This window comes from Stutzerimonas sp. LR2 (genome assembly GCF_055755175.1).
This window is the reverse complement of record NZ_JBVTRR010000003.1, coordinates 330406-350986: the sequence shown is the minus strand read 5'-3', so window position 1 is coordinate 350986 and position 20581 is coordinate 330406. Positions and strand designations below refer to the sequence as shown.

General features: G+C 65.6%; 19 protein-coding genes. 4 read left to right on the top strand and 15 right to left on the bottom strand.

The window, feature by feature from the left end; translation table 11 throughout:
* Positions 1 to 2: 2 nt before the first annotated feature.
* Genes ACVRRC_RS12535 through ACVRRC_RS12500 form a run of 8 tightly spaced genes read right to left on the bottom strand, consistent with a single transcriptional unit; the run spans position 3 to position 7015 of the window.
* The gene (locus ACVRRC_RS12535; protein WP_243364277.1) at positions 3 to 770 is read right to left on the bottom strand and encodes a lipoate--protein ligase family protein; all 768 of its coding nucleotides are present in this window, start codon (positions 768 to 770) and stop codon (positions 3 to 5) included.
* On the bottom strand, positions 767 to 1471 hold the full coding sequence (locus ACVRRC_RS12530) for a 2-oxo acid dehydrogenase subunit E2 (RefSeq protein WP_192475945.1): 705 nt from the start codon (positions 1469 to 1471) through the stop codon (positions 767 to 769). Before ACVRRC_RS12530 ends, ACVRRC_RS12535 begins: the two co-directional genes overlap by 4 nt.
* Positions 1472 to 1473: 2 nt before the next feature.
* Entirely contained in the window at positions 1474 to 1713 is a 240-nt protein-coding gene (locus ACVRRC_RS12525; protein ID WP_019405924.1) for a lipoyl domain-containing protein, read from the bottom strand.
* 4 nt (positions 1714 to 1717) lie between these two features.
* On the bottom strand, positions 1718 to 2740 hold the full coding sequence (locus ACVRRC_RS12520) for an alpha-ketoacid dehydrogenase subunit beta (protein WP_243364276.1): 1023 nt from the start codon (positions 2738 to 2740) through the stop codon (positions 1718 to 1720).
* 13 nt (positions 2741 to 2753) lie between these two features.
* A complete protein-coding gene (locus tag ACVRRC_RS12515) occupies positions 2754 to 3824 on the bottom strand; it encodes a 2,3-butanediol dehydrogenase (RefSeq protein WP_061374365.1) in 1071 nt (356 codons plus the stop codon).
* A gap of 47 nt (positions 3825 to 3871) precedes the next feature.
* Positions 3872 to 4861 carry a thiamine pyrophosphate-dependent dehydrogenase E1 component subunit alpha gene (locus tag ACVRRC_RS12510; RefSeq protein WP_243364275.1) on the bottom strand — a complete coding sequence of 330 codons (990 nt, stop codon included), beginning with the start codon at positions 4859 to 4861 and terminating at the stop codon, positions 3872 to 3874.
* Between the two features lie 23 nt (positions 4862 to 4884).
* Entirely contained in the window at positions 4885 to 6462 is a 1578-nt protein-coding gene (locus ACVRRC_RS12505; protein WP_243364274.1) for a GMC family oxidoreductase, read from the bottom strand.
* A 49-nt stretch (positions 6463 to 6511) separates the two neighbouring features.
* Positions 6512 to 7015, bottom strand: coding sequence for a gluconate 2-dehydrogenase subunit 3 family protein (locus ACVRRC_RS12500; protein WP_048329608.1), 504 nt, complete (start codon positions 7013 to 7015; stop codon positions 6512 to 6514).
* 400 nt (positions 7016 to 7415) lie between these two features.
* On the opposite strand from ACVRRC_RS12500, the gene ACVRRC_RS12495 reads away from it, so the two are divergent.
* Positions 7416 to 9347, top strand: coding sequence for a sigma-54-dependent Fis family transcriptional regulator (locus ACVRRC_RS12495; protein ID WP_019405929.1), 1932 nt, complete (start codon positions 7416 to 7418; stop codon positions 9345 to 9347).
* 6 nt (positions 9348 to 9353) lie between these two features.
* Here the strand turns inward: ACVRRC_RS12495 and ACVRRC_RS12490 are convergent, their stop codons facing one another.
* A complete protein-coding gene (locus ACVRRC_RS12490; RefSeq protein WP_472997076.1) occupies positions 9354 to 10874 on the bottom strand; it encodes a phosphate ABC transporter substrate-binding protein in 1521 nt (506 codons plus the stop codon).
* A gap of 223 nt (positions 10875 to 11097) precedes the next feature.
* On the opposite strand from ACVRRC_RS12490, the gene ACVRRC_RS12485 reads away from it, so the two are divergent.
* Together ACVRRC_RS12485 and ggt are read left to right on the top strand one after the other, a co-directional pair.
* Positions 11098 to 12108, top strand: coding sequence for a zinc-dependent alcohol dehydrogenase family protein (locus tag ACVRRC_RS12485; protein ID WP_014597272.1), 1011 nt, complete (start codon positions 11098 to 11100; stop codon positions 12106 to 12108).
* Between the two features lie 116 nt (positions 12109 to 12224).
* A complete protein-coding gene (gene ggt / locus ACVRRC_RS12480) occupies positions 12225 to 13895 on the top strand; it encodes a gamma-glutamyltransferase (RefSeq protein WP_045158657.1) in 1671 nt (556 codons plus the stop codon).
* Positions 13896 to 13986: 91 nt separating this feature from the next.
* Here the strand turns inward: ggt and ACVRRC_RS12475 are convergent, their stop codons facing one another.
* On the bottom strand, positions 13987 to 14379 hold the full coding sequence (locus tag ACVRRC_RS12475; protein ID WP_013983482.1) for a VOC family protein: 393 nt from the start codon (positions 14377 to 14379) through the stop codon (positions 13987 to 13989).
* Positions 14380 to 14496: 117 nt separating this feature from the next.
* A complete protein-coding gene (locus ACVRRC_RS12470) occupies positions 14497 to 15948 on the bottom strand; it encodes an MBL fold metallo-hydrolase (protein WP_472997075.1) in 1452 nt (483 codons plus the stop codon).
* Between the two features lie 206 nt (positions 15949 to 16154).
* Here ACVRRC_RS12470 and ACVRRC_RS12465 point away from each other — a divergent pair, with 206 nt between their 5' ends.
* The gene (locus ACVRRC_RS12465; protein ID WP_472997074.1) at positions 16155 to 17096 is read left to right on the top strand and encodes a class I SAM-dependent methyltransferase; all 942 of its coding nucleotides are present in this window, start codon (positions 16155 to 16157) and stop codon (positions 17094 to 17096) included.
* A 13-nt stretch (positions 17097 to 17109) separates the two neighbouring features.
* Here the strand turns inward: ACVRRC_RS12465 and rloA3 are convergent, their stop codons facing one another.
* The 4 genes from rloA3 to ACVRRC_RS12445 form a co-directional block, all read right to left on the bottom strand.
* A complete protein-coding gene (gene rloA3, locus ACVRRC_RS12460) occupies positions 17110 to 17628 on the bottom strand; it encodes a retropepsin-like aspartic peptidase RloA3 (RefSeq protein WP_011913968.1) in 519 nt (172 codons plus the stop codon).
* A gap of 57 nt (positions 17629 to 17685) precedes the next feature.
* Positions 17686 to 18645 (bottom strand): LysR family transcriptional regulator, encoded by a 960-nt coding sequence (locus ACVRRC_RS12455; RefSeq protein ID WP_200632021.1) that lies wholly within the window; start codon positions 18643 to 18645, stop codon positions 17686 to 17688.
* Positions 18646 to 18649: 4 nt separating this feature from the next.
* On the bottom strand, positions 18650 to 19321 hold the full coding sequence (locus ACVRRC_RS12450; protein WP_019405935.1) for a TetR/AcrR family transcriptional regulator: 672 nt from the start codon (positions 19319 to 19321) through the stop codon (positions 18650 to 18652).
* A gap of 241 nt (positions 19322 to 19562) precedes the next feature.
* Positions 19563 to 20360, bottom strand: a complete 798-nt coding sequence (locus tag ACVRRC_RS12445) for an outer membrane protein OmpK (RefSeq protein ID WP_472040438.1) — start codon at positions 20358 to 20360, stop codon at positions 19563 to 19565.
* Positions 20361 to 20581 lie beyond the last annotated feature (221 nt).

The window sequence follows — 20581 nt, the reverse complement described above, 5'->3', positions numbered from 1 at the left end:
TTTCAAAGCACGGGGGAGGGTGGACCGGCGACCGTGCCTGTGGCCGGGCTGGGCAAGGGGCGGGCGCCGAGTTCCAGGCCTTGCCAGGCCAGCACACGTTGATAGCGGTCGGACAGCGACTCGGCTTCGCTCCAGGCGCCTGGCAGTCGCTCACCGAGCGCCAGATGACTGTCGGCCGCGCAGCGCAGGTCGCTGGCGCAGGCGTGATAGAAGCGGTTGACGATGTCGGCCATCGGTTCGCGCCAGTCGTCCATCAGCACCGCCGCATGGGCGAGCACCGCCGGGCGGCCATCACGGCTGCGCCGCCAGCGTTGCGCTGTGCCGGCCAGCTTGCGGCCTTCCAGCGTGAGGTTGTAGCGGCCGTCGCAGAAGGCACCCGGAACCGCGCCGACTCCGGCCCGCAAACCATGCTCGGCGAGCCACAGCGCCAGCGGATCGAGCAGTCGCTCGTAGGCAATGACGATGCGCTTGCCGGCCTCGTCTTCGACGGGCAGCGCGCAGGCGAGGGCGATATTGAGCACGGCAGGCGACTGCGGCACTGGCTCGCCACCGGTGTCTCGCAGCAGGATCGGCCAGCCCTGCGCCGCGCAGCGTTGGCTGGCCAGGGCGAAACCGGGGCGGCGTTCGAAGCTGCCGGGCATCACCAGCGCCTGGCCGGTCGGGCGCCAGAGCAGCAGCTGGCAGTCGAACAGGCCATCGCAGATGCGCTGTAGCAGGGCACGTTCGGCATTCAGGCCGGCCGCTACACTGAAGCGGGCGATGCCGTTCATGCCGCACCCTCCTCGATGCGCCGGCACAGGTCGTCGAGGAAGTCCGCTGCCGGCGCGCCGTTCACTGCGCGATGGTCGAAGGTCAGCGACAGGCCCAGCCATTCGACCTCCACCAGCGCACCGCTCGCGCTCAGTTCCAGCCGACGTTGCACGCCGCCGATTCCGAGGATGGCCACCTGCGGCGGGTTGAGCACCGGGGTGAAGTGGTGCACCCGCGACAGCCCCAGGTTGGACACGGTGAAAGTGGCGCCGGTCAGCTCCTTGACCGACAGCTTGCTGGCCAGCGCCTTGTCCACCAGCGCCTTGCGCGCCTGGCACAGCTCTTCGCCGTCCAGCTGTTCGGCGTTGAACAGCGCCGGTGCCACCAGCAGGTCGCCGGGCAGGGGGATGGCCAGGCCGAGATGCACCGCCGCATGGTGGTGGATCACCTCGTCGGCCAGGGTGGCGTTCAGGCCGGGATGCGCCTTGAGCGTTTCGATCACCTTGAGCAGCACGAGGTCCTGCACCGACACCGCACTGCCAGCCGCCTTAAGTTCGGCGCGGCGGGCCTTGAGCGCATCCAGCCGGCATTCGGCGTGGTGGGTCAGCTGGGCGGTGGTCTGCAGGCTCTCGAGCATCTTCGCCGCGATCATCTTGCGCATGCCCTTGAGTGGCACCCGCTCGGGGGCCAGTGCGCCGGACAGGTTTTCCAGTTGCGTCATGGCTATTCCACCTGGGCGATGACTGCGCCCTTGGCGATCACCGCGTCTTCGTCTTCGAGGATCTTCAGCACGCCGGCCACCGGCGCTTCGATCTCGAACTGGGCCTTTTCCGACATGATCTCGGCGACCAGGTCACCGGCGGCGACTTCGGCGCCGTCGCTCACCAGCCAGGAGGTGATTACCGCTTCGGCGTCACCTTCCCAGAGGTCGTCCGCGATCACGATGGGGGTTGGTTTACTCATGGGGTCATTCCTTGTTCAGGGCGTGATAGGCGGCCACGATCTTGTCCGCATTGGGCAGCGCCCATTGCTCCATGACCGGGGTGAAGGGGATGGGGATGTCGGGGAAGGCCACCCGTTGCGGGCGTGCCTTGAGCATGCCGATGTCGTGCTCGACGACGCTGGCGATGATTTCGCCGCTGACGCCGAAGCTGTGGTAGTCCTCGTCGATCACGATCAGTCGGCCGGTCTTGCGCACCGAGGCGATGACGTGTTCGCGGTCCAGCGGCACCAGGCTGCGCAGGTCGATGACCTCCGCGCTGACGCCATCCTTTTCCAGCAGCGTGGCGGCGCGCAGGGCGTGATGCACCCCGGCGCCGAGGCTGACCAGGCTGACGTCTCGGCCCTCGCGCACCGTCTTCGCCTTACCGATCTCGACGATGTAGGGCTCTTCCGGCACCGGCACCGTGGCGCCTTTCTCGGTGCCCAGCCAGCCCATGCCCTGTAGCGCCTTGTGGAAGAGGTAGACCACCGGGTTGTCGTCGCGGATGGCGGCGGTCATCAGGCCCTTGGCGTCGTAGGCGTTGCTCGGTACGACGACTTTCATGCCCGGCAGGTGGGCGAAGGTGCCGTAGAGGCACTGCGAATGCTGGCCAGCGTCCGAGTAGCCGGCGCCGGTGGAGGCCATCAGCACCATGGGCACCGGCACCTTGCCGCCGGAGAAATAGGTGTTCTTGGCCATCAGGTTGTAGATGGCGTCCATGCAGACGCCGAAGAAGTCGACGAACATCAGCTCGACGATCGGCCGCATGCCGTCCGAGGCGGCGCCCACCGCGGCACCGATAAAGGCCGTTTCGGAGATCGGCGTGTCGCGGATGCGCGTCTTGCCGAACTCTTCATAAAGGCCACGGGTGTTGCCGAACACACCGCCGAGCTGGCCGATGTCCTCGCCCATCACGAACACCTTCGGGTCCAGGCGCATCTCCTGCGCCACGGCTTCGGCCATGGCGCGGGCGACGGTGAGCTTTCTCTCTTTTACTGCTGTGGTCATGGTGGTCTCCTGCTCAGCCGGCCAGCGCGCTGGGGCTGACGATGATCTTGACGTTGCGGTCCTTGTGATTGGCCAGCTCCTCGAAGCCCTGCTCGAGGATGTTGTCCAGGCCGATGCGGCCGGTGATCAGCGGGGTCACGTCCATGCGCCCGTCGGCGATCAGGGCGATGACGTCGGCAAACTCCCCTGCATAGGCGAGCGAGCCGATCACCTGTTTCTCGGTGGCGACGATCTCGAAGAAGTTGAATTCCGAGGGCTCCTCGAAGATGCCCACCATCACGCAGCGACCGGCCTTGCGGATCACGTCGAGGGCGAGCTTGGCGGTGGCCTTGTGGCCGATGCACTCGAAGGAGGTGTCGGCGCCGTAGCCGCCGGTGAGCGCCTTGATCTCGGCGATGGCGTCGCACTCGCTGGGGTCGATGACCCGCGTGGCGCCGACTTCCAGCGCCTTGGCCTTGCGCGCAGCGGACATTTCCAGGGCGATCACCTGGCCGGCGCCGGCGGCCTTGGCGCACATGATGGTGCACAGGCCGATGGTGCCGGCGCCGACCACCACAACCGTCTCGCCGAGCAGGCTGCCGGCCTTCTTCACCGCATGCATGCCGACCGCCAGTGGTTCGATCAGCGCGCCGGCCTCCAGCGGAAAGCCTTCGGGCAGGCGGTAGAGCAGCTCGGCGGGTACGTTGACCAACTCGGCGAAAGCGCCGTTGTTCATCAGGCCCGTGAAGGCCAGCTGCTCGCAGAGGTTGTACTGGCCGGTCTTGCAGAAACGGCACTGGCCGCAGTGCTGGCAGGCATCGGCGGCGACCTTGTCGCCCGGTGCGTAACCCTCGACGCCGTCACCCGTGGCGACGATCTCGCCGCAGAACTCGTGGCCGAGGATGCACTGACCCCTGATGCCGGTGAGCGGGTGGGGCGCATCCACCGGGATGAACACCGGGCCGGCGAGGTACTCGTGCAGGTCGGAACCGCAGATGCCGCACCAGTGCACGCGGATCTGCACCCAGCCCGGTTGTGGCGCGCCGGGCAGCGGCACCTGTTCCAGGCGGATGTCCTTGCGACCGTGCCAGACGGCGGCGGTCATGGTGGCTTGGCTGTTCATCAGGTGTTCCTCGTGTTGTTCGGATCGGCTCACACGAACACGTGCTCGAGCGCCTCTTCGGGGCGTGGATAGGGGCTTTCGCGGGCGAACTGCACCGCTTCATCGATGCGGCCACGGGCGCGGGCTTCGATGTCGTGGGCCTGTGCCTCGCTCATCACGCCCTCGTCGATCAGGCGCTGGCGGTAGCCGGGAATGGGGTCCTTTTTCATCAGGCCGTCCTTCTCGCCCTCGGGGCGGTAGGTTTCGCCGTCGCCCATGAAGTGGCCGGCCAGGCGGTAGGTCTCGATCTCGATGAGGGTCGGGCCGCCACCGGCACGGGCGCGCTCGATGGCTTCGCCGGCCGCGCAGAACACGCCGTCCGGGTCGTTGTTCTCGACGAACACACCGGGCATTCCGTAGGCCGCGGCGCGCACGTGGTGCTGCTTGATGCAGGTGGCGCTGGCCTTGGCCACCGAGATGCCCCAGGCGTTGTCCTCGATGACGAACACCACCGGCAGCTTCCACAGCGCGGCGAGGTTCAGCGTTTCGTGGAAGGCGCCCTGGTTGGCCGCACCCTCGCCGATGAAGGACACGGCCACGCCGGGCTTGCCCTGCATCTGCCGCGACAATGCGGCGCCGACGGCCGGCCCCATGCCTTCGGCGATGATCCCCGAGCAGGAGAAATTCACCCGGCCATCGAACAGGTGCATATGGCCGCCGCGCCCGCCGGAAAGCCCGGTGGCCTTGCCGAAGATCTCGGCCATCATCTCGTTGAGGTCGACGCCCTTGGCCACGGCGATGTGGTGCGGGCGGTGGGTGGCGGTGACGATGTCACCGGCCTCGAGGTGCGCACAGACGCCTACCGCGCAGGGCTCCTGGCCGTTGGAGAGGTGCATCTCGCCGGGAATCGGCCCCTTGGCCATGTTGAACACCGGCGTCTTGCCTTCCATGTAGATGCGCTCGATGGATTCCTCCATGTAGCGGCTGGTCAGCATCTGCTCGTACATCCACAGGCGCTGCGAGGGGGTGGGCTGGGTCATGGTCGACTCCCTTGTAGTAGTGGTCAGATCGCGCGTTCGTTGAGCAGTCGGCCGATCTGCTCGGCCTGGCGCAGGGCCAGCGCGACGATGGTGAGGGTGGGGTTCTGGCCGCCGCTGGTGGTGAACTGGCTGCCGTCGGAAACGAACAGGTTGGGGATGTCGTGGCTCTGGCCCCACTTGTTCACCACGCCGTCACGGGCCTTGGCGCTCATGCGGTTGGTGCCCATGTTGTGGCTGGCCGGGTAGGGCGGCAGCTCGATCACGTCGGTGGCGCCGGCGGCCTCGTAACACCTGGCGGTCGCGGCGACGCCATGCTTGCGCATGGCGGCATCCATGGGGTGATCGCTCTTGGTCACCACCGGGATCGGCAGGCCGTACTGGTCCTTCTCGTTGGCGTGCAGGGTGATGCGGTTGCTCTCGACCGGCAGGTCTTCGCCGCACAGCCAGACGCCAGACATGTGGTTGTACTTTTCCATCCGCGAGGCGAACTGGCGGCCCCAGCCCTTGGGCGTCGGGTCGAGGAAGGCGGACAGGAACGGCAGGCCGAGGGCAAGGATTTCCAGGCGGTAACCGCCGACGAAGCCGCGCGAGGGATCGTTGTAGGACTCGTCGGAGATCACCCCGGCGCAGGTGGTGCCGCGGTGCATGTTCACCGGCTTGGGCATCACGGCGAAGATGCCGGCGGTGGTGTGGGTCATGTAGTTCCTGCCGACCTGGCCGGAGGAGTTGGCCAACCCGTCGGGGAACATCGAGGAAGCGGAGTTGAGCAACAGGCGCGGCGACTCGATGGAATTGCCCGCTACGCAGACCACCCGGGCCTTCTGCCGTTGGATGGCGCCCTGGGCGTCGGCGTAGACCACGCCGTTCACCTTGCCCTTGGCGTCGTGTTCGATGCGCAGCACCATCGACTGCGGTCGCACCTCGCAATACCCACTGGCTTCGGCGCGGGGAATGTCGGTGTAGAGCGTCGACCACTTCGCGCCCATCTTGCAGCCCTGCATGCAGAAGCCGATCTGCTGGCAGGCGGCGCGGTCGTCGTAGGGCTCGGTGTTGATCGCCATCGGCCCGGAGAGAATCTCCTTGTAGCCGACCCGCTTGGCGCCGGTGGCCAGCACCTTGAAGGAGTTGTGCCAGGGGTGATAGGCCATGCCGGTGCTGGGGCCGGTCACGCCCATGTGCTTCTCGGCCTTCTCGTACCAGGGCGCCATTTCTTCCAGGGTCACCGGCCAGTCCAGCAGGTTGGCTCCGGCGATGTCGCCGTTGATGCTCCGCATCCTGAATTCGAAATCACGGAAGCGCAGGGCGATGCCGGCCCAGTGCACGGTGCTGCCGCCGACGCCCTTGACGATCCAGGCCGGCAGGTTGGGGTTGTTCTCGGCCAGGTGCCAGTCGCCGGCGGCGATGCGCTTGTCGAGCCAGGAGATTTTCTTGAACATCGCCCACTCGTCGTTCTCGATGTCCTCCAGCGTGTGCCGCTTGCCCGCCTCGAGCACCACGCTGCGAATCTTCTGTTTGGCCAGCGCGTTGGCCAGCGTGCCGCCGCCAGCGCCGGAGCCGATGATCACCACGACGCCATCGTCGTCCTGGGCAAAAGTTGCCATGGGGAATCCCTCTCTTGTTCTTGTTGTCGGCGCCGCGAGGCGCCCTGGCTCAGAGCCAGTTGAGATCGTCGAAGCCGCGGTTGACGTAGCCGCCGTATTCCCACGACGAGCCCTCGTAGCCGAACAGCGGGAATAGCGTCTTGTTGTCGTACAGGCCGAACATCAGGCTGCTGCGCACCGCCTTGAAGAACGGGGTGTTCTCGATGTCGCTGAGCAGCGCCACGCGTTCGGCTTCGTCCAGCTGTTCGAAGCGCTTGCCGTGGGCCTTGCGTGCCTGCCGCTGCAGCTCGTCGAGCCCGCCGCCGATCAGCGCCGGCTCCTGTTCCGCCAGGTCGAGCAGGGGCTGTACGTAGTGGCGATCGCTGATGAAATCGTGGGGGAAGATGTCGCGACCCATGCGCAGCAGGCCGTCAGGCAGTTCCGCCTGCCGCTCTTCGGCGAGCAGGTTCACCGGGATCAACTGGCTCAGGCTCAACGCCAGCAGCGACTGGCTGGACAGAGAAAGAAAACGTCGACGGTTTAGCGTGCCGTGCGGACGAGCTGAATCGTGCATGACAGTAGCTCCTGATTATTACCAACAGCGCTGAGGGGAGCAGGCGGCTGGCGATCTTGTTATGCGAAGAGTTTGTTCCGCACAGGGTGATCAGCAGGGGTCATGCCAACTTTCATGTATGAATATTTATATACCTATCTGTCTGAAATTAAAGGATTTATCTTGTTTGAATTGGATGGCCGTAACGGTGGTGTAACGCAAGTTGCGCTTTACACCTGTAAAGCGTTGTAAAGCGCTTTACAACGTGCGGCTAATATTTGAAACGCCCAAACAGGCATGCTTCCAAAGTTCAGGCTGGTCCTGACGGTTCAATCGTTTATCCTTCAGTACACTTCATAACAATAAAGCGTTTCGCTGAGGCGCCCGTTGCCATCCGCTGCGAGCGCTTCGAGGAGGATGCATGAACCTGCTCTCCGGTCCCGTGAGCCATATCGACGCGGTGCTGACGCTGGCCAACGCGCCGCATCTTTCCGCTGACCGCGATCCGATCATTGCGCGCTCCTGGCGCCGCTGTGTGCACGACTACGGTCTGGACCCGGCGCGTCCGTCCGAGGCGCGCTTCGTGCCGCGGCAGGTTCTGCGCGAGCACCAGGACCAGGCAGACGAGCTGATCAACGTGGCCCGTGCGGGCGTGGAGCAGCTCTACCGGCAGGTGGCCGAGCTGGGCTACGTGATTCTGCTGACCGATAACCGCGGCATCGCCGTGCAGTTTCTCGGCGATCCGGCGGACGAGAAGGCGCATCGCAAGACCGGCCTGTATCTGGGCTCGGACTGGGGCGAGGACCACGCCGGCACCTGCGCGGTCGGCACCTGCATCAAGGAACAGCAGGCGCTGACGTGTCATCAGCACGATCACTTCAGCGTCTGGCATACCAACCTCACCTGCACGGCCGTGCCGATGTTCAATCCCCAGGGGCAACTGCTGGCGGTGCTGGACATCTCGGCGCTGCATTCGCCGCCATCCAAGGATTCGCAGACCTTCGCCCTGCAGCTGGTCAAGCAGTACGCGCGGATGATCGAGGACGCTTACTTCCTGCGCCTGTATCGCGACCGGCCGATCCTCTGTTTCGATGGCTCGCGGGAGTTCGTCCTGATCAACCGACGCTACCTGCTGGCGCTGGGCGATCAGGGCGAGCTGCTGGCTGGCAACACGGCCGCGCGCGGACTGCTGGCCGAACATGGGCTGGCACTGTCCGGCCCGTTCGGTACCTCGAACCAGGTGCATGTCGATCAGCTGTTCGACTGCGAACTGGCGGACGTGCTGAGTATTCCCTACGCGAGCCACGATCAGGTACGCGCTTTCCGTACCCATCGCCATCAGCTGTTCTTCGCGGCGCTGATGGAGCCGCGCCGCCGCGCGCCGGCAGCGACGGAGCGCAGCTCGCCGGCCGGGCAATCGCCGCTGGATGCGCTGGCCGACGATGACCCGGTCATGCGCAAGATGCTCGCCCGCGCACGACGTCTGTGCAGCGAACCGCTGAACGTACTGCTCAACGGCGAGACCGGCACCGGTAAGGAACGTCTGGCCAAGGCGCTGCATGAAAGTGGCAGCCGACGCAGCAAGCCGTTCGTGGCCATCAACTGCGGAGCGATGCCCGAATCGCTGATCGAGAGCGAACTGTTCGGCTACGCCCCGGGTACCTTCACCGGGGCGCGCAGCAAGGGCATGCGCGGCCTGATCCAGCAGGCCGACGGCGGCACCTTGTTCCTCGACGAGATCGGTGACATGCCGCTGCACCTGCAGACGCGCCTGCTGCGCGTACTGGCCGAACAGGAGGTGACGCCACTGGGCGCCGAGCGGCCGGTGAAGGTGGACATCCGCGTGATTGCGGCCAGCCACCGTGACCTGCGGCAGATGGTGGAGAGCGGGGCGTTTCGCGAGGACCTGTTCTACCGGCTGAATGGCGCGTCGCTGAAGCTGCCGCCGTTACGTGAGCGGGCGGACAAGGCGTTCCTGATCGACCGCGTCTTTGCCGAGTTGGCCGAGGGGCGACCGGGCAATCCGCACCTGCGTGGTGATGCGATCAGCGCGCTGCTGGCCTATCCCTGGCCGGGCAACATTCGCGAGCTGCGCAACGTGCTGCAGTACGCGCTGGCGACCTGCGAGGGGGACGAGATCACCGTGCAGGATCTGCCGGATGAATGCCTGCCGCGCATTCTCGCCCGCAGCCGGCAAGCCGAGGCGGAGCCGGAACCCGAGTCGGCCGCGGCCTTGCGCGAGACGCTGCGTCGCCATCGCTGGAACGTCAGTGCCGCGGCGCGCGAACTCGGCGTGTCACGGCCGACGATGTACCGCCGCATGCGCCTGCTGGGGATCGAGGCGCCGATCTGACGTGAGTCAGCGCGCCGCGGGCTCGGTGCCCGGTTGGCCCGCCACCTCAATATCGAAGGCGATGCTCCAGTTCTGCAACGGGTAGGGCTGGTGCACCAGGGCCTTGATGTTCGCTTCGGCGGGCATCAGGTCCTTGAGGTATTCGTAGGTCGCATCGGCACGCATGGGGTCGCTGTCGCGTAGCTGGCCGGCGCCGCCCACCTGGTAGCCGGCATAGCTGACGCGTGGCTGGCCGCTGAGTTCGCGATCGGCGCGCAGGCGGACGATGGTGTCGGCGACGATCTCCACGGCAGCGATGGGCACCTCGCCCTGGTCGTCCTGCAGCATGAAGCCCTTGTTCTTCACGTCGCGGGCCTCGTGGCCGATGTAAGGCTGGTCGAACGCCAGCGGTGGGTGCGGCACGTGGTAGTCGATCAGTACGTCGCGGCCGTCCAGTGTGGCCTGGCGGGGCGACAGGGGCACCCATTCCTTACGCTCGATGACGACGTGGTGATAGACCTTGCCGAGCATCTGGCCGAACCAGCGGTAACCGTTGGCCGACAGATGCACGCCCTTGTCGGTGTAGGGGTAGACCGGCCCGACCAGGTACCAGCCGAGCTCTTCCTGAGCCAGTTCCCATTGCGCCATGCCGACCGCGAGCGAACCGTCCTTGACCGAGGATTTGGCGTCGGTCTGGTAGCTGAAGAAGGCCGGCATCTTTTCCTGCCCGGCGATGGCCTTGGCGGTGTCGGCATAGAGGTCGTCGCGCAGCTGGCGCAGCTTGGCCTTGTAGTACGCCTGATCGTTCTTGCCGCCATTGGTATGGGAATAGTCGTACTCGCCCTGCAGCCAGAAGAATGCGCTGATGCTGTAACTGGCCTGTTGCGCGTCGGCCAGCGCCTTGGCCTGATCGACGGCCTGGGTCACGCGCAGGTATTCGTTGGTGCCACCGGTTTTCGAGAGCTGGGCAATGGAGCGACCCGAGGTCGAGGCGTTGCTGGCGACGAACAGGTGTTCCGGATCGGTGTCGCGGCCGAGGTGATGCAGATAGAGCCGACGTGCCATGTTCAGCGCGCCGACTTCCACCGATTCGCCTTCTTCCTGCGCCTGCGGCGCGAGCTTGCCGACCTTCTCTGCATCGAGCACCACGGCCGCGTTGCTCTTCTGCTGCACCACGGCACGCAGCGGGGTGAAGGCTGCTTCGCCCACCGGCTTGAACGACGCGCCGCTGAAGGCTGCCGAGCGTGGTGACTGGCCGAGCATCAGGTTGTCGTAGCGTGGCGCGACGGACAGCGCCGGCCAGCCCTCGGCGGCGGAGGCCAGCGACTGCCCGTAGGTAATGATGTGGTTGTACTTGCTCTGCAGCGGCTGGGTCAGCTCGTTGGGCTTGGCCATGAGCTCGGCGGTCACCCGCTTGTTCTCGGCATCTCGCTCGGCGAGCTGGCTCTCGGTGACTTCGGCGAAGCAGGGTGCAGTGATGCTCATCAGCGCCGCGGCAATGGCCAGGCGCAGGGCTGTGGAATGGCGGAGGCGTTGGAGCTCGGGCATGGGCGGTTCCGGGGCGGCACTGGATCGTCTGCTGAGGCTGCGTCGGACGAGCCGTAGCAGGGTGGACGCGCTTTCGACGATGGCAATCGAGGTAAGTTCGTGGCGGTCATGCCGATGCAGGATTGGCTATGCTGTCCGCCATTCCCGGGGCGGCTTCGATGACTCGAACGATGCCGATGCTGGCCGCTGCCCTGGCAGGTCAACCCGTAGCGGAGAAGTGTTCATGAGCCACAAAGCCATATTCGTACAGCCCGGCGGCGGTTATGAGCGGGTCATCGTCGGCACCAGCGAGGCCGCCCGGCCCGAGGCCGGCGAGATCACCGTGCGGCTGCGCGCCAACTCGCTGAACTACCACGACTTCGCGGTGGTGAGCGGCATGTGGGGGCCCAGCGAGCCGCGCATTCCCATGGCCGATGGCGCCGGTGAAGTGGTGGCGGTGGGTTCGGGCGTGACTGAATTTGCCGTTGGCGACGCGGTAGTCAGCACCTTCTTCCCCGACTGGCTGGCCGGCGAGCCGCTGGTGGAAGGCTTCGCCACGGTGCCGGGCGACGGTGTCGATGGCTATGCCCGCGAAATGGTCACCGCCCGCGCCACCTCGTTCACCCATGCGCCCAAGGGCTACAGCCATGCCGAGGCGTCCACCCTGACCACCGCCGGCCTCACTGCCTGGCGTGCGCTGATGGCCGACGGCAAGCTCAAGCCCGGCGACAGCGTGTTGATCCAGGGTACCGGCGGCGTATCGATCTTCGCCCTGCAGTTCGCCAAGATGGCCGGCGCCACGGTCATCGCCACCTCGTCCAGCGACGCCAAGCTGGAGCGCCTGCGGGAGATGGGCGCCGACCACCTGATCAACTACCGAACGACACCCGCCTGGGGCGAGACGGTGCGCGAGCTGACCGATGGCCGCGGCGTGGACCATGTGATCGAGGTCGGCGGGCCGGCGACGCTGGCGCAGTCGATGGTTGCCGCGCGCATCGGCGGGCATATCTCGGTGATCGGCATTCTTACCGGCATTGCCGGCGAGCTGCAGCTGGTGCCGGCACTGGTGCGTCAGTTGCGCTTGCAGGGCGTGCTGGTGGGCAGCCGCACGCAGCAGCAGGAAATGATCCGTGCCATCGATGCCAATGGCATCCGTCCGGTGATCGACAAGCGGTTTGCGCTGGACGAGATCGTCGAGGCGTTCCGTTACCAGGAGAGCAACCAGCACTTCGGCAAGATCTGCCTGGAGTTCTGACGCCGCTGCCGTGCGGCGGCCAAGCGGTACGGCGGCATCACGGTCGTCTATGTTGGATAAGTGCCCGCTCCGAGCGATGTCGGGGCGGCGCGATCACGACAATAAGGATGACTACGATGCGCTTGCTACACATCACCCAGTTCACTCTGGCGGCAATCGTCGCGACGAGCTCCGTGGCCTACGGTGCGCTTCTGGAAGGCGGGGCGGTTGCCGCTCCCGATGAATACAGCGCCAAGGTGGCCGCCCAGGTCCTGAAGAATGGCGGCAACGCGGTGGACGCGGCGGTGGCGACCGCCTTTACCCTGGCCGTCACCTATCCCGAGGCGGGCAATATCGGCGGCGGCGGTTTCATGACCCTGTACATGGACGGCAAGCCGTATTTCCTGGACTACCGGGAAGTCGCGCCGAAGGCCGCCAGCAAGACCATGTTTCTGGATGATCAGGGCGAGGTGATCGAGAACCTCAGCCTGGTGGGCGCCCGGGCAGCCGGCGTGCCTGGCACGGTGTTGGGTATGTGGGAAGCCCACCAGCGCTTCGGCAAGTTGCCCTGGAGTGAACTCATCACCCCGGCAGTCGGTTATGCCCGTGAAGGCTTCACGGTGGCCGACCAGCAATTCCAGTATCGCGAAGACGCCATCGGCCTGTTCAACGGTACGACCAACTTCGAGGACTACTTCGGCAGCATGCGTCCGGGTGCGACCTTCCGCCAGGCGGAGCTGGCCGAGACGCTGGAACGCATCGCCGACCAGGGGCCGGACGACTTCTACAAAGGCAAGACCGCCGCATTGCTGGTCGCGCAGATGGAGCGCGATGGCGGGCTGATCACCCAGCAAGACCTGGCCGACTATCGCGTCAAATGGCGTGAGCCGATGCGCATCGACTGGCGTGGCAACAGCCTGTACACCGCGCCTCTGCCCAGTTCCGGCGGCATCGCCCTGGCCCAGCTGATCGGCATCAAGGAGCGCCGTGCCGCCGACTTCGAGGGTGTCGAGCTGAACTCGGCGCGCTACATCCATCTGCTGGCGGAGATCGAGAAGCGCGTGTTTGCTGATCGCGCGGACTACCTGGGCGATCCGGACTTTTCCGATGTGCCGGTGAAGCGGCTGACTTCGCCTGAATACCTCGCGCAGCGCGCCGCCGAGATCAACCCCACGGCCATCTCCGCAACGGAGAAGGTACGACCGGGCCTGGAAAGCCATCAGACCACGCACTTCTCCATCGTCGATGCCGACGGCAACGCGGTGAGCAACACCTACACCCTCAACCTGGACTACGGCAGCGGCGTGGTGGTCAAGGGTGCCGGCTTCTTGCTCAACGACGAAATGGACGACTTCAGTGCCAAGCCAGGTGTGGCCAATGCCTTCGGCGTGGTCGGCAGCGACGCCAACGCCATCGAACCCGGCAAGCGCATGCTGTCGTCCATGAGCCCGAGCATCGTCACCCGCGACGGCAAGGTCAGCCTGGTGCTGGGTACACCCGGCGGCTCGCGCATCTTCACCTCGATCTTCCAGGTGCTGAACAACGTTTACGACTTCGGCCTGCCGCTGGAAAAAGCCGTGGCCGCGCAGCGGGTGCACCACCAGCTGTTGCCCAAGGACACGATCTACTACGACGCCCATGCGCCGCTGACCGGAGAGGTGGCGCAAGCGCTGGAAGCCATGGGCTATACGCTGGAGGATCAGGGCTGGTTGATGGGTGACATCCAGGCGATTCGCGTCGACGGCAGACGTCTGCAGACCGGGTCTGACCCGCGTGGGCGCGGCGTCGGTCTCATCGTCGAGCCGTGAGACCGGGGTGAGCGGGCGGCCATGCCGCCTGCCAACGGCGATGCGTCAGCCGGCCCTGACGCATCCATGGCAATGCCCAGTGGGCGGCGCGTCACTTCATGCGATGGATCGCGCACAGTTTGTTGCCGTCGGGGTCACGCACATAGGCGACGAACATCCGGCCCAGGCTGCCGTCACGCTCGCCCGGCGGGTCCTCGCAGGTACTGCCGCCGTTGGCGAGACCGGCCTCGTGAAACGCCCGGACCTGCTCCGGCGAGCTGCACTTGAAACCGATGGTGCCGCCGTTGGCCGCGGTGGCTTGTTCGTCGTTGATGGGCTCGGTGATTCCGAACGTGCTGCCGTCGTGGCGATAGAAGTACCGGGTATGCCCGGTCGGGGCCTTGTGCAGCATCGGCTCGCCTGCGCCGAGTACGCCGAGCACGGCATCGTAGAAGCGCTTCGACCGTTCTATGTCATTCGAACCGACCATTACATGATTGAGCATGGGCCCCTCGCTTGGGTTTGACGTGAACTTGCACTGTAGCTGGCTTCGCGCGGGCATGCTGCCCGGTGGCCAGCTGTCATGCATCGGGATAAGTCATGAGGATGGGGCTCGCGGGCCTCATGGGATAACCACCCGGCCTTGCCGGCTGGCCTGCTCGTAGCGCTCGCGGAGCACCTCGGCCAGGCGCTGCTTGGCCTGGTCCTCGCCATGGATCAGGCGGATCTCGCTCGGCCATTGCTGCATGCGCGTGACGAAGCCCACCAGGTCCGCCTGGTCGGCGTGGGCGGAATAGCCACCGACGCTGTCGATGCCGGCGCGGATGTCGATGCGCTCTGCGTCCAGATCGACGAAGCCGCCGTCCGGCCCGTAGGTCTGTATGTCCCGTCCCGGCGTGCCCTTGCCCTGGTAGCCGACGAACACCACGTTGTGTCGCGGGTCCCCCAGCATGGCCTTGAGGTAATTGACGATGCGTCCGCCCGAGCACATGCCGTTGCCGGCGATGACGATAGCCGGGCGTGCGGTCTGTGCGAGGTGTTCGACGATGCGCATGTGTTCGTCATGGCTGTCGACGGTGATGAGCTGCTTGAACGACAGCGGCTTGCGGCCTTCCTCCAGGCGATGACGGGCGTCTTCGTCCCAGTAGCCTTGCAACTCCTTGTAGGTGGCGGTGAAGCGGCTGGCGAGCGGCGAGTCGAGGATGATGGGAAGCTGCGGCCAGTCGATATCGGGGTCGCCATCCCTGGCCTGTTCTGGCGCTTCGACAGGCGTGCCGCTGGCTTCGGACGCTTCGCGCTTCTCGTGGAGGATCTCCTCCAGCTCGAACAGCAGCTCCTGCGTTCGGCCGATACTGAACGACGGAATGAGCACCGTGCCCTGGTCGGCCAGCGCCCGCTCGATGGCCGCCTGCAACCGTTCGCGGCGGTGCGCGCGATCCTCGTGACGGCGGTCGCCATAGGTGCTTTCGAGAATCAGCAGATCGGCGCGCTCGGGCGGTACCAGGTCCGGCAGCAGCGGTGAATGTGGCGCGCCCAGGTCGCCGCTGAATACCACGCGCTGGACGTCGGAGCCCTCGCTGAGCTCCAGCTCGACGTAGGCCGAACCCAGCACATGCCCCGCCGGCTGCAGGCGTACCTTGCACGCGCGGCCGTCGGTTTCGTTGAGGGTGAACCAGTGATCGTAGGGCAGGGCGATGATGCGCTGCTCGACGACCTTGAGGTAGCGCTCCAGTTGGTCCTGGTCACGGCTGATGGAGAGCCGGAAGGCATCCTCCAGTACGATCGGCAGCAGCCGGGCGGACGGTTCGCTGCACAGGATCGGCCCGTCGAAGCCCGCTGCCAGGAGGTTCGGGATACGCCCGACATGGTCGATGTGCACGTGCGTCACGATCAGCGCCTTGACACCCTCGACGGAGAAGTCCAGCGCCAGCTCATCTTCGTGCCCCGCTTCGTCGTCGCCCTGAAATTGCCCGCAGTCGATCAGTACGCTGCTGTTTTCGTCCATCCACAATTGATGACACGAGCCGGTCACGCCTTCGCGAGCGCCGTGGTGGATGAGTTTTGGATGCTTCATCGGGTGTCCTTAACGTGGACCGATAGGGCTCGGCAGAAGAGTGCGATGCCAGTGTTCGCTGACGCTAGATTGGGCAATTGGCCGTCGCGCATAGTTTCCGCCGCCTGACGAGCCGGTTCTTGCCGGCCAAGCAAACGCCACGCGGGCATGCTCCCAGACGGCTACGCCGTTTAGAATGCACGGCCCGCTGCCAAGATGCCCGTCCCATGACCACCGCCCCCCTCACGATCCTCGAACGACACCTGCTCGACGCCCTGGCCGCTGCGCCCGAGGAGATACGGCGGCTGTTTCACGGGCGGGGCCGCTGCTATCCGGGGCTGGAACAGCTGACCGTCGACTGGCTGCAGGGTGTGCTGCTGGTGGCGCTGTTTCGCGATCCCGGTGCGGCGGAGCTGGAGGCGCTGAAGCGGATGCTGCAGGCGTTGGCCGAGTCCTCGGCATGGCAGCAGCGGCAGGTTCAGCACCTCCTGCTGCAGCACCGCTACCTGCCTGACGCGCCGACCGAGGCACTGTTCGGCGACGTGCCCGCGGAGTGGCGGATCAGTGAGAACGGCCTGCACTACAAGCTGGATCTGGGGCGCAAGCAGAACAATGGGCTGTTCCTCGACATGCGCTATGGGCGCCGCTGGGTACAGGAGCATGCGCGCGGCAAGCGCGTGCTCAACCTGTTCGCCTACACCTGCGGTTTCTCGGTCGCGGCGATCGCCGGCGGCGCCGAGCATGTGGTCAACCTGGACATGGCCAGCGCGGCGCTGACCCGGGGGCGCGAGAACCACCGCCTGAACGGCCATGAGATCAGTCGGGTCAGCTTTCTCGGCCACGAGCTGTTCAAGTCCTGGGGCAAGGTCCGCAAGCTCGGACCCTACGACCTGATCATCATCGACCCGCCATCCTTCCAGAAGGGCAGCTTCGCGCTGACCCGCGACTACCAGAAGATCCTGCGCCGCCTGCCTGAGTTGCTGAACCCAGGCGGCCAGGTGCTGGCCTGCGTCAACGACCCTGATACCGGCACCGACTTCCTGATCCAGGGCATGGCCGCCGAAGCGCCGCAGCTGCGCTTTTCCAAACGCCTGGAAAACCCGCCGGAGTTTCCGGACATCAGTCCTGAGAGCGGGCTCAAGGCGTTGCTGTTCGTGGCGCGGGACTAGGGCTCAGGCCCGTTCAGCGCTCGGCAACTTCCGCACAGCTGGGCTCGATGGTGAAGGTGCGTGCCGAGTCCACCGGCCCGAGCTTTTCCAGGGTGCGCCGGCCCAGCAGCACCGGGTAGTTCATCTCGTCGCGGTCTCTCAGGGAGAACTCCTCTTCGAGCAGACGATCGCCGACGCAGACCTTCATCAGCACCACCGGCCGATCTTCCTTGCCGCCGGCGCCGCGCACGGTCAGCTCGCGCTGCAGCTTGCGCTCGATGCGCGACTTGACCAGCTTGTCTTGCTCCACGTCCTTGAGGTCCAGATCGAAGCGGACCCACTTGTCGCCGTCCTTTTCGAAGTAGTCGAGGTCTTCGGCATGCATGGACGAGGTCAGGGCGCCGGTGTCCAGCTTGAATTTAACCGTGACGTGCTCGGGCAGTATCTGGCCGCGCTCCACCCAGCCCAGCGGGGTGCCGTCGGCGGCAAGACAGGAGTAGGACGCGAGCGAGAAAAGCAGGGCAGCCGGTACGGCGAGCAGACGGGAAGCCATCAAGAACGCTCCTGAGCAGTGGGTTCGCTCAATAGAGCGGCATCCAGGGCGGAACGTTCAGCGCTGCTGCGGCGTGGTGCAGGACGAGGAGGTGCCCTGCGCCGCTTCGCGGATGGCGATTTCCTCGCTCAGTGCGCGGACAAAGGCGTCCACCGCGACCGGCAGGTAACGCGAACTGCGCACGTACACGCCGAGGTCGCTGAACACCGAGCCGCCGTCGTTCAGCGGAACGTGCACCAGGGTGCCGTTGGCCAGCTCGGCCTCAATGCCGATGCGTGTCTGGAATGCGACGCCGGCGCCGCGCTTGGCCATCTGCAGGGCCAGCTCCACCGAACTGGTTTCCAGCGGCGCCTTGTGCCGCGGGCGAGTGCGTGCGAGCAGCGGCGCCAGCAGGTGATGGATGGAAAGGTCGCTCTTGGCCAGGATCAGTGGGTACTCGGCGCAGGTGGCGAAGCTGACGTCCCGGCGCTCGGCCAGTGGATGCCCCGGCGCGACGATGGCGCCCAGGCGGAAATGACCGACGCCCAGCTGCTGCAGGTCGGCGGTACGCGGCAGGGCGAAGGCCAGGCCGATATCCGCCTGGCCGCTGGTCACCGCGTCGGGAATGGCCTGCGAGCCGAGGCTGGTTACGCCGACCGTGACGCGCGGATAGCGTTCACGCAGCTGTTCCAGCACGCCGGGCAGCAGATCGGTGGTGACGCCGGATACCGTGGCGATCTCCACGTGGCCGGTGCGCAGGCCCTGTAGCGCGTCCAGTTCGGAGCGCACACGCTCGGTGTCCTGCAGTACGACGATGACGTGGCGGGCGAAGATCTCGCCAGCGGCGGTCAGGCGCAGGCCACCGGGCAGTCGCTCGAACAGCGGCGTGCCGACCTCGTCTTCGAGCTTGAGAATCTGCCGATTGACCGCCGAGGAGGCAACGTTGAGCCGGCGCGAGGCTTCGCGGATCGACTGGCAGCGGCGCACCATGTCGAAATAATGGATGGCCGGCGAGTGGATGCGCAGCTTGCGGGCCAAGCCTTCAGCGCTCCGCTGCCGGTGGCTTGAGCCCACAGCCCTTGAGGATGATGGCGATCAGGTTGTCGCTGGCAAGGGCGAAGTCCGCGCGGGTCATCCGCTTGCCGTTGATGCGGCGGATCTGGTCGGAGAAGTCGGCGTAGTGCTGCGTTCCAGCCCAGATCAGGAAGATCAGGTGCATGGGGTCGACCGGGTCCATCTTGCCGGCGGCGATCCAGGCGTCGAATACCGCGGCGCGGCCGCGGAACCAGTTGCGATAGTCCTGGTTGAAGTGCTCGGACAGGCATTCGCAGCCGCTGATGACTTCCATGGCGAAGATCTTCGAGGCTTGCGGATGGCGCCGCGAGAATTCCATCTTGATGCGGATGTACTCGGCCAGGGCGGTGGCCGGGTCGTCGTCCACGGTGAGGTCGTCGAAGGCGGTATCCCAGAGTTCGAGGATGTGCCGCATGACCTCCACGTACAGCCCCAGCTTGCTGTTGAAGTAATAGTGAACGTTGGCCTTGGGCAGCCCGGCGCGGCTGGCGATGGCGTTCATGCTGGTGCCCTTGAAACCGTAGCGGGCGAATTCCTCGGCGGCCGCGGCGAGAATGGTTTCCTCATTCTTCTGGCGAATGCGGCCGGCAGGCTTGCCTTGGGCGGTGTAGAGCGGCGGCGGTGCGTTGTTCTTGTCCATGTTCCCTATCCGTGAGCGCGCGGGCAGTCGGCCTTCGGTGTGAGCGTTAGCCCGGCAGGCGGCCGTTACCGTTTCGGTGGGCTGAAGCCCACCCTGCGGTTCAGACCCACCGAAGCAGGGCGGTGGTTAGCTGACTGGGCTGATTCTGCACGAGTTTCGTTGCGCGAGCAGCCGTTGCGCTTGTTGAAGCGAACGCGACTGACACGGCAAGGTGCCGCCCGTTGTCCGGGCGGCGGGCGCATCAGAAATGCGCCTTGACGATGAAGTTGGTGACGTTGTTGTCGGTGTTGAAGGCATCGGTGTCCTCGATGCCGTACTTGTTCGACCAGTAGTCGTATTCGATACCGACGTAGAGCTTGCCGGGCGTGTAGTCCAGCGCCTTGCCGAGGTCGTACTTGACCTGCGGGTTGAAGTGGAAGTTCTTCTTCAGCTCGGTGTTGCCGTTCTTCTTGTCGTTGACGACCCAGTCGATGTAGCCATCGAAGAGGATGTCCGACTTGCCGACCGGGAAGGTCATGGCCCAGGTCGGGGTGATCTGCCACTGGCCGCTCGGCTTGCCGGTGATGCCGTCGGGCTTGCGGTAGTAGGTGTTCAGGGCGAAGCGATCGAAGCCGGGGATCTCCAGATCCACAGCCGGGCCGAGCAGGTAGTTGCGGTTGCGGCCTTCGCCGCGCTCGTAGGTCGCGGAGATCAGCACGTCCTTGACCGGGCCGAAGGACAGGTCGGCGCCGCTGATCTTGCCCAGCGAGAGGCGTGGGCTGAACTCGCCGTAGTAGGTATGGCCGTCGCTGCCGGAGATGCCGTTGTACCACTTGTTGTCGACGAACAGGAACATGTCCCCCCAGGTCCAGCCGCTGGCATGTTCGAAGGTGATGGTCTGCTGGATATCGCCTTCCTTTCCGCCGGCGGAGTCCACGGCGAAGTTCTTGCCGTAGAGGTAGGTAAGGCTGTTGTTCTGCCAGAGCATGGGGCTGGCCATGGCTTGGCTACTGAGGATGAACCCGGCCGCGAGGGCTGCGGTGGTCAGGCTGCGCTTCATTGAGTGTGTCTCCGTATTGGCATTTGAGTGAGCTTGTAAGTTGTCCAAGCGGTCAGGCTTTGGTCCCATAGCAAGCGCCGCGCCAATCACGGATTGCGGTTGTAGCGTAAGGTTAACTAGATGATTTGAAAGGCTATTTTGTGGCGATTGAAATCCAGGAAGCGCGCGGCCAGGCTTCCGCGCAGCTGATTGTCGGGCAGGGATGACCTGACCGATGCGTC

Bases quoted from the DNA above. Each gene is read 5' to 3' on its own strand.
- ACVRRC_RS12485 (WP_014597272.1), top strand. From the start codon at position 11,098: ATGAGCCACAAAGCCATATTCGTACAGCCCGGCGGCGGTTATGAGCGG.
- ACVRRC_RS12510 (WP_243364275.1), bottom strand. From the start codon at position 4,861: ATGACCCAGCCCACCCCCTCGCAGCGCCTGTGGATGTACGAGCAGATG.
- ACVRRC_RS12530 (WP_192475945.1), bottom strand. From the start codon at position 1,471: ATGACGCAACTGGAAAACCTGTCCGGCGCACTGGCCCCCGAGCGGGTG.
- ggt (WP_045158657.1), top strand. From the start codon at position 12,225: ATGCGCTTGCTACACATCACCCAGTTCACTCTGGCGGCAATCGTCGCG.
- ACVRRC_RS12465 (WP_472997074.1), top strand. From the start codon at position 16,155: ATGACCACCGCCCCCCTCACGATCCTCGAACGACACCTGCTCGACGCC.
- ACVRRC_RS12450 (WP_019405935.1), bottom strand. From the start codon at position 19,321: ATGGACAAGAACAACGCACCGCCGCCGCTCTACACCGCCCAAGGCAAG.
- ACVRRC_RS12500 (WP_048329608.1), bottom strand. From the start codon at position 7,015: ATGCACGATTCAGCTCGTCCGCACGGCACGCTAAACCGTCGACGTTTT.
- ACVRRC_RS12535 (WP_243364277.1), bottom strand. From the start codon at position 770: ATGAACGGCATCGCCCGCTTCAGTGTAGCGGCCGGCCTGAATGCCGAA.
- ACVRRC_RS12515 (WP_061374365.1), bottom strand. From the start codon at position 3,824: ATGACCGCCGCCGTCTGGCACGGTCGCAAGGACATCCGCCTGGAACAG.
- ACVRRC_RS12490 (WP_472997076.1), bottom strand. From the start codon at position 10,874: ATGCCCGAGCTCCAACGCCTCCGCCATTCCACAGCCCTGCGCCTGGCC.
- ACVRRC_RS12525 (WP_019405924.1), bottom strand. From the start codon at position 1,713: ATGAGTAAACCAACCCCCATCGTGATCGCGGACGACCTCTGGGAAGGT.
- rloA3 (WP_011913968.1), bottom strand. From the start codon at position 17,628: ATGGCTTCCCGTCTGCTCGCCGTACCGGCTGCCCTGCTTTTCTCGCTC.
- ACVRRC_RS12470 (WP_472997075.1), bottom strand. From the start codon at position 15,948: ATGAAGCATCCAAAACTCATCCACCACGGCGCTCGCGAAGGCGTGACC.
- ACVRRC_RS12475 (WP_013983482.1), bottom strand. From the start codon at position 14,379: ATGCTCAATCATGTAATGGTCGGTTCGAATGACATAGAACGGTCGAAG.
- ACVRRC_RS12520 (WP_243364276.1), bottom strand. From the start codon at position 2,740: ATGACCACAGCAGTAAAAGAGAGAAAGCTCACCGTCGCCCGCGCCATG.
- ACVRRC_RS12445 (WP_472040438.1), bottom strand. From the start codon at position 20,360: ATGAAGCGCAGCCTGACCACCGCAGCCCTCGCGGCCGGGTTCATCCTC.
- ACVRRC_RS12505 (WP_243364274.1), bottom strand. From the start codon at position 6,462: ATGGCAACTTTTGCCCAGGACGACGATGGCGTCGTGGTGATCATCGGC.
- ACVRRC_RS12495 (WP_019405929.1), top strand. From the start codon at position 7,416: ATGAACCTGCTCTCCGGTCCCGTGAGCCATATCGACGCGGTGCTGACG.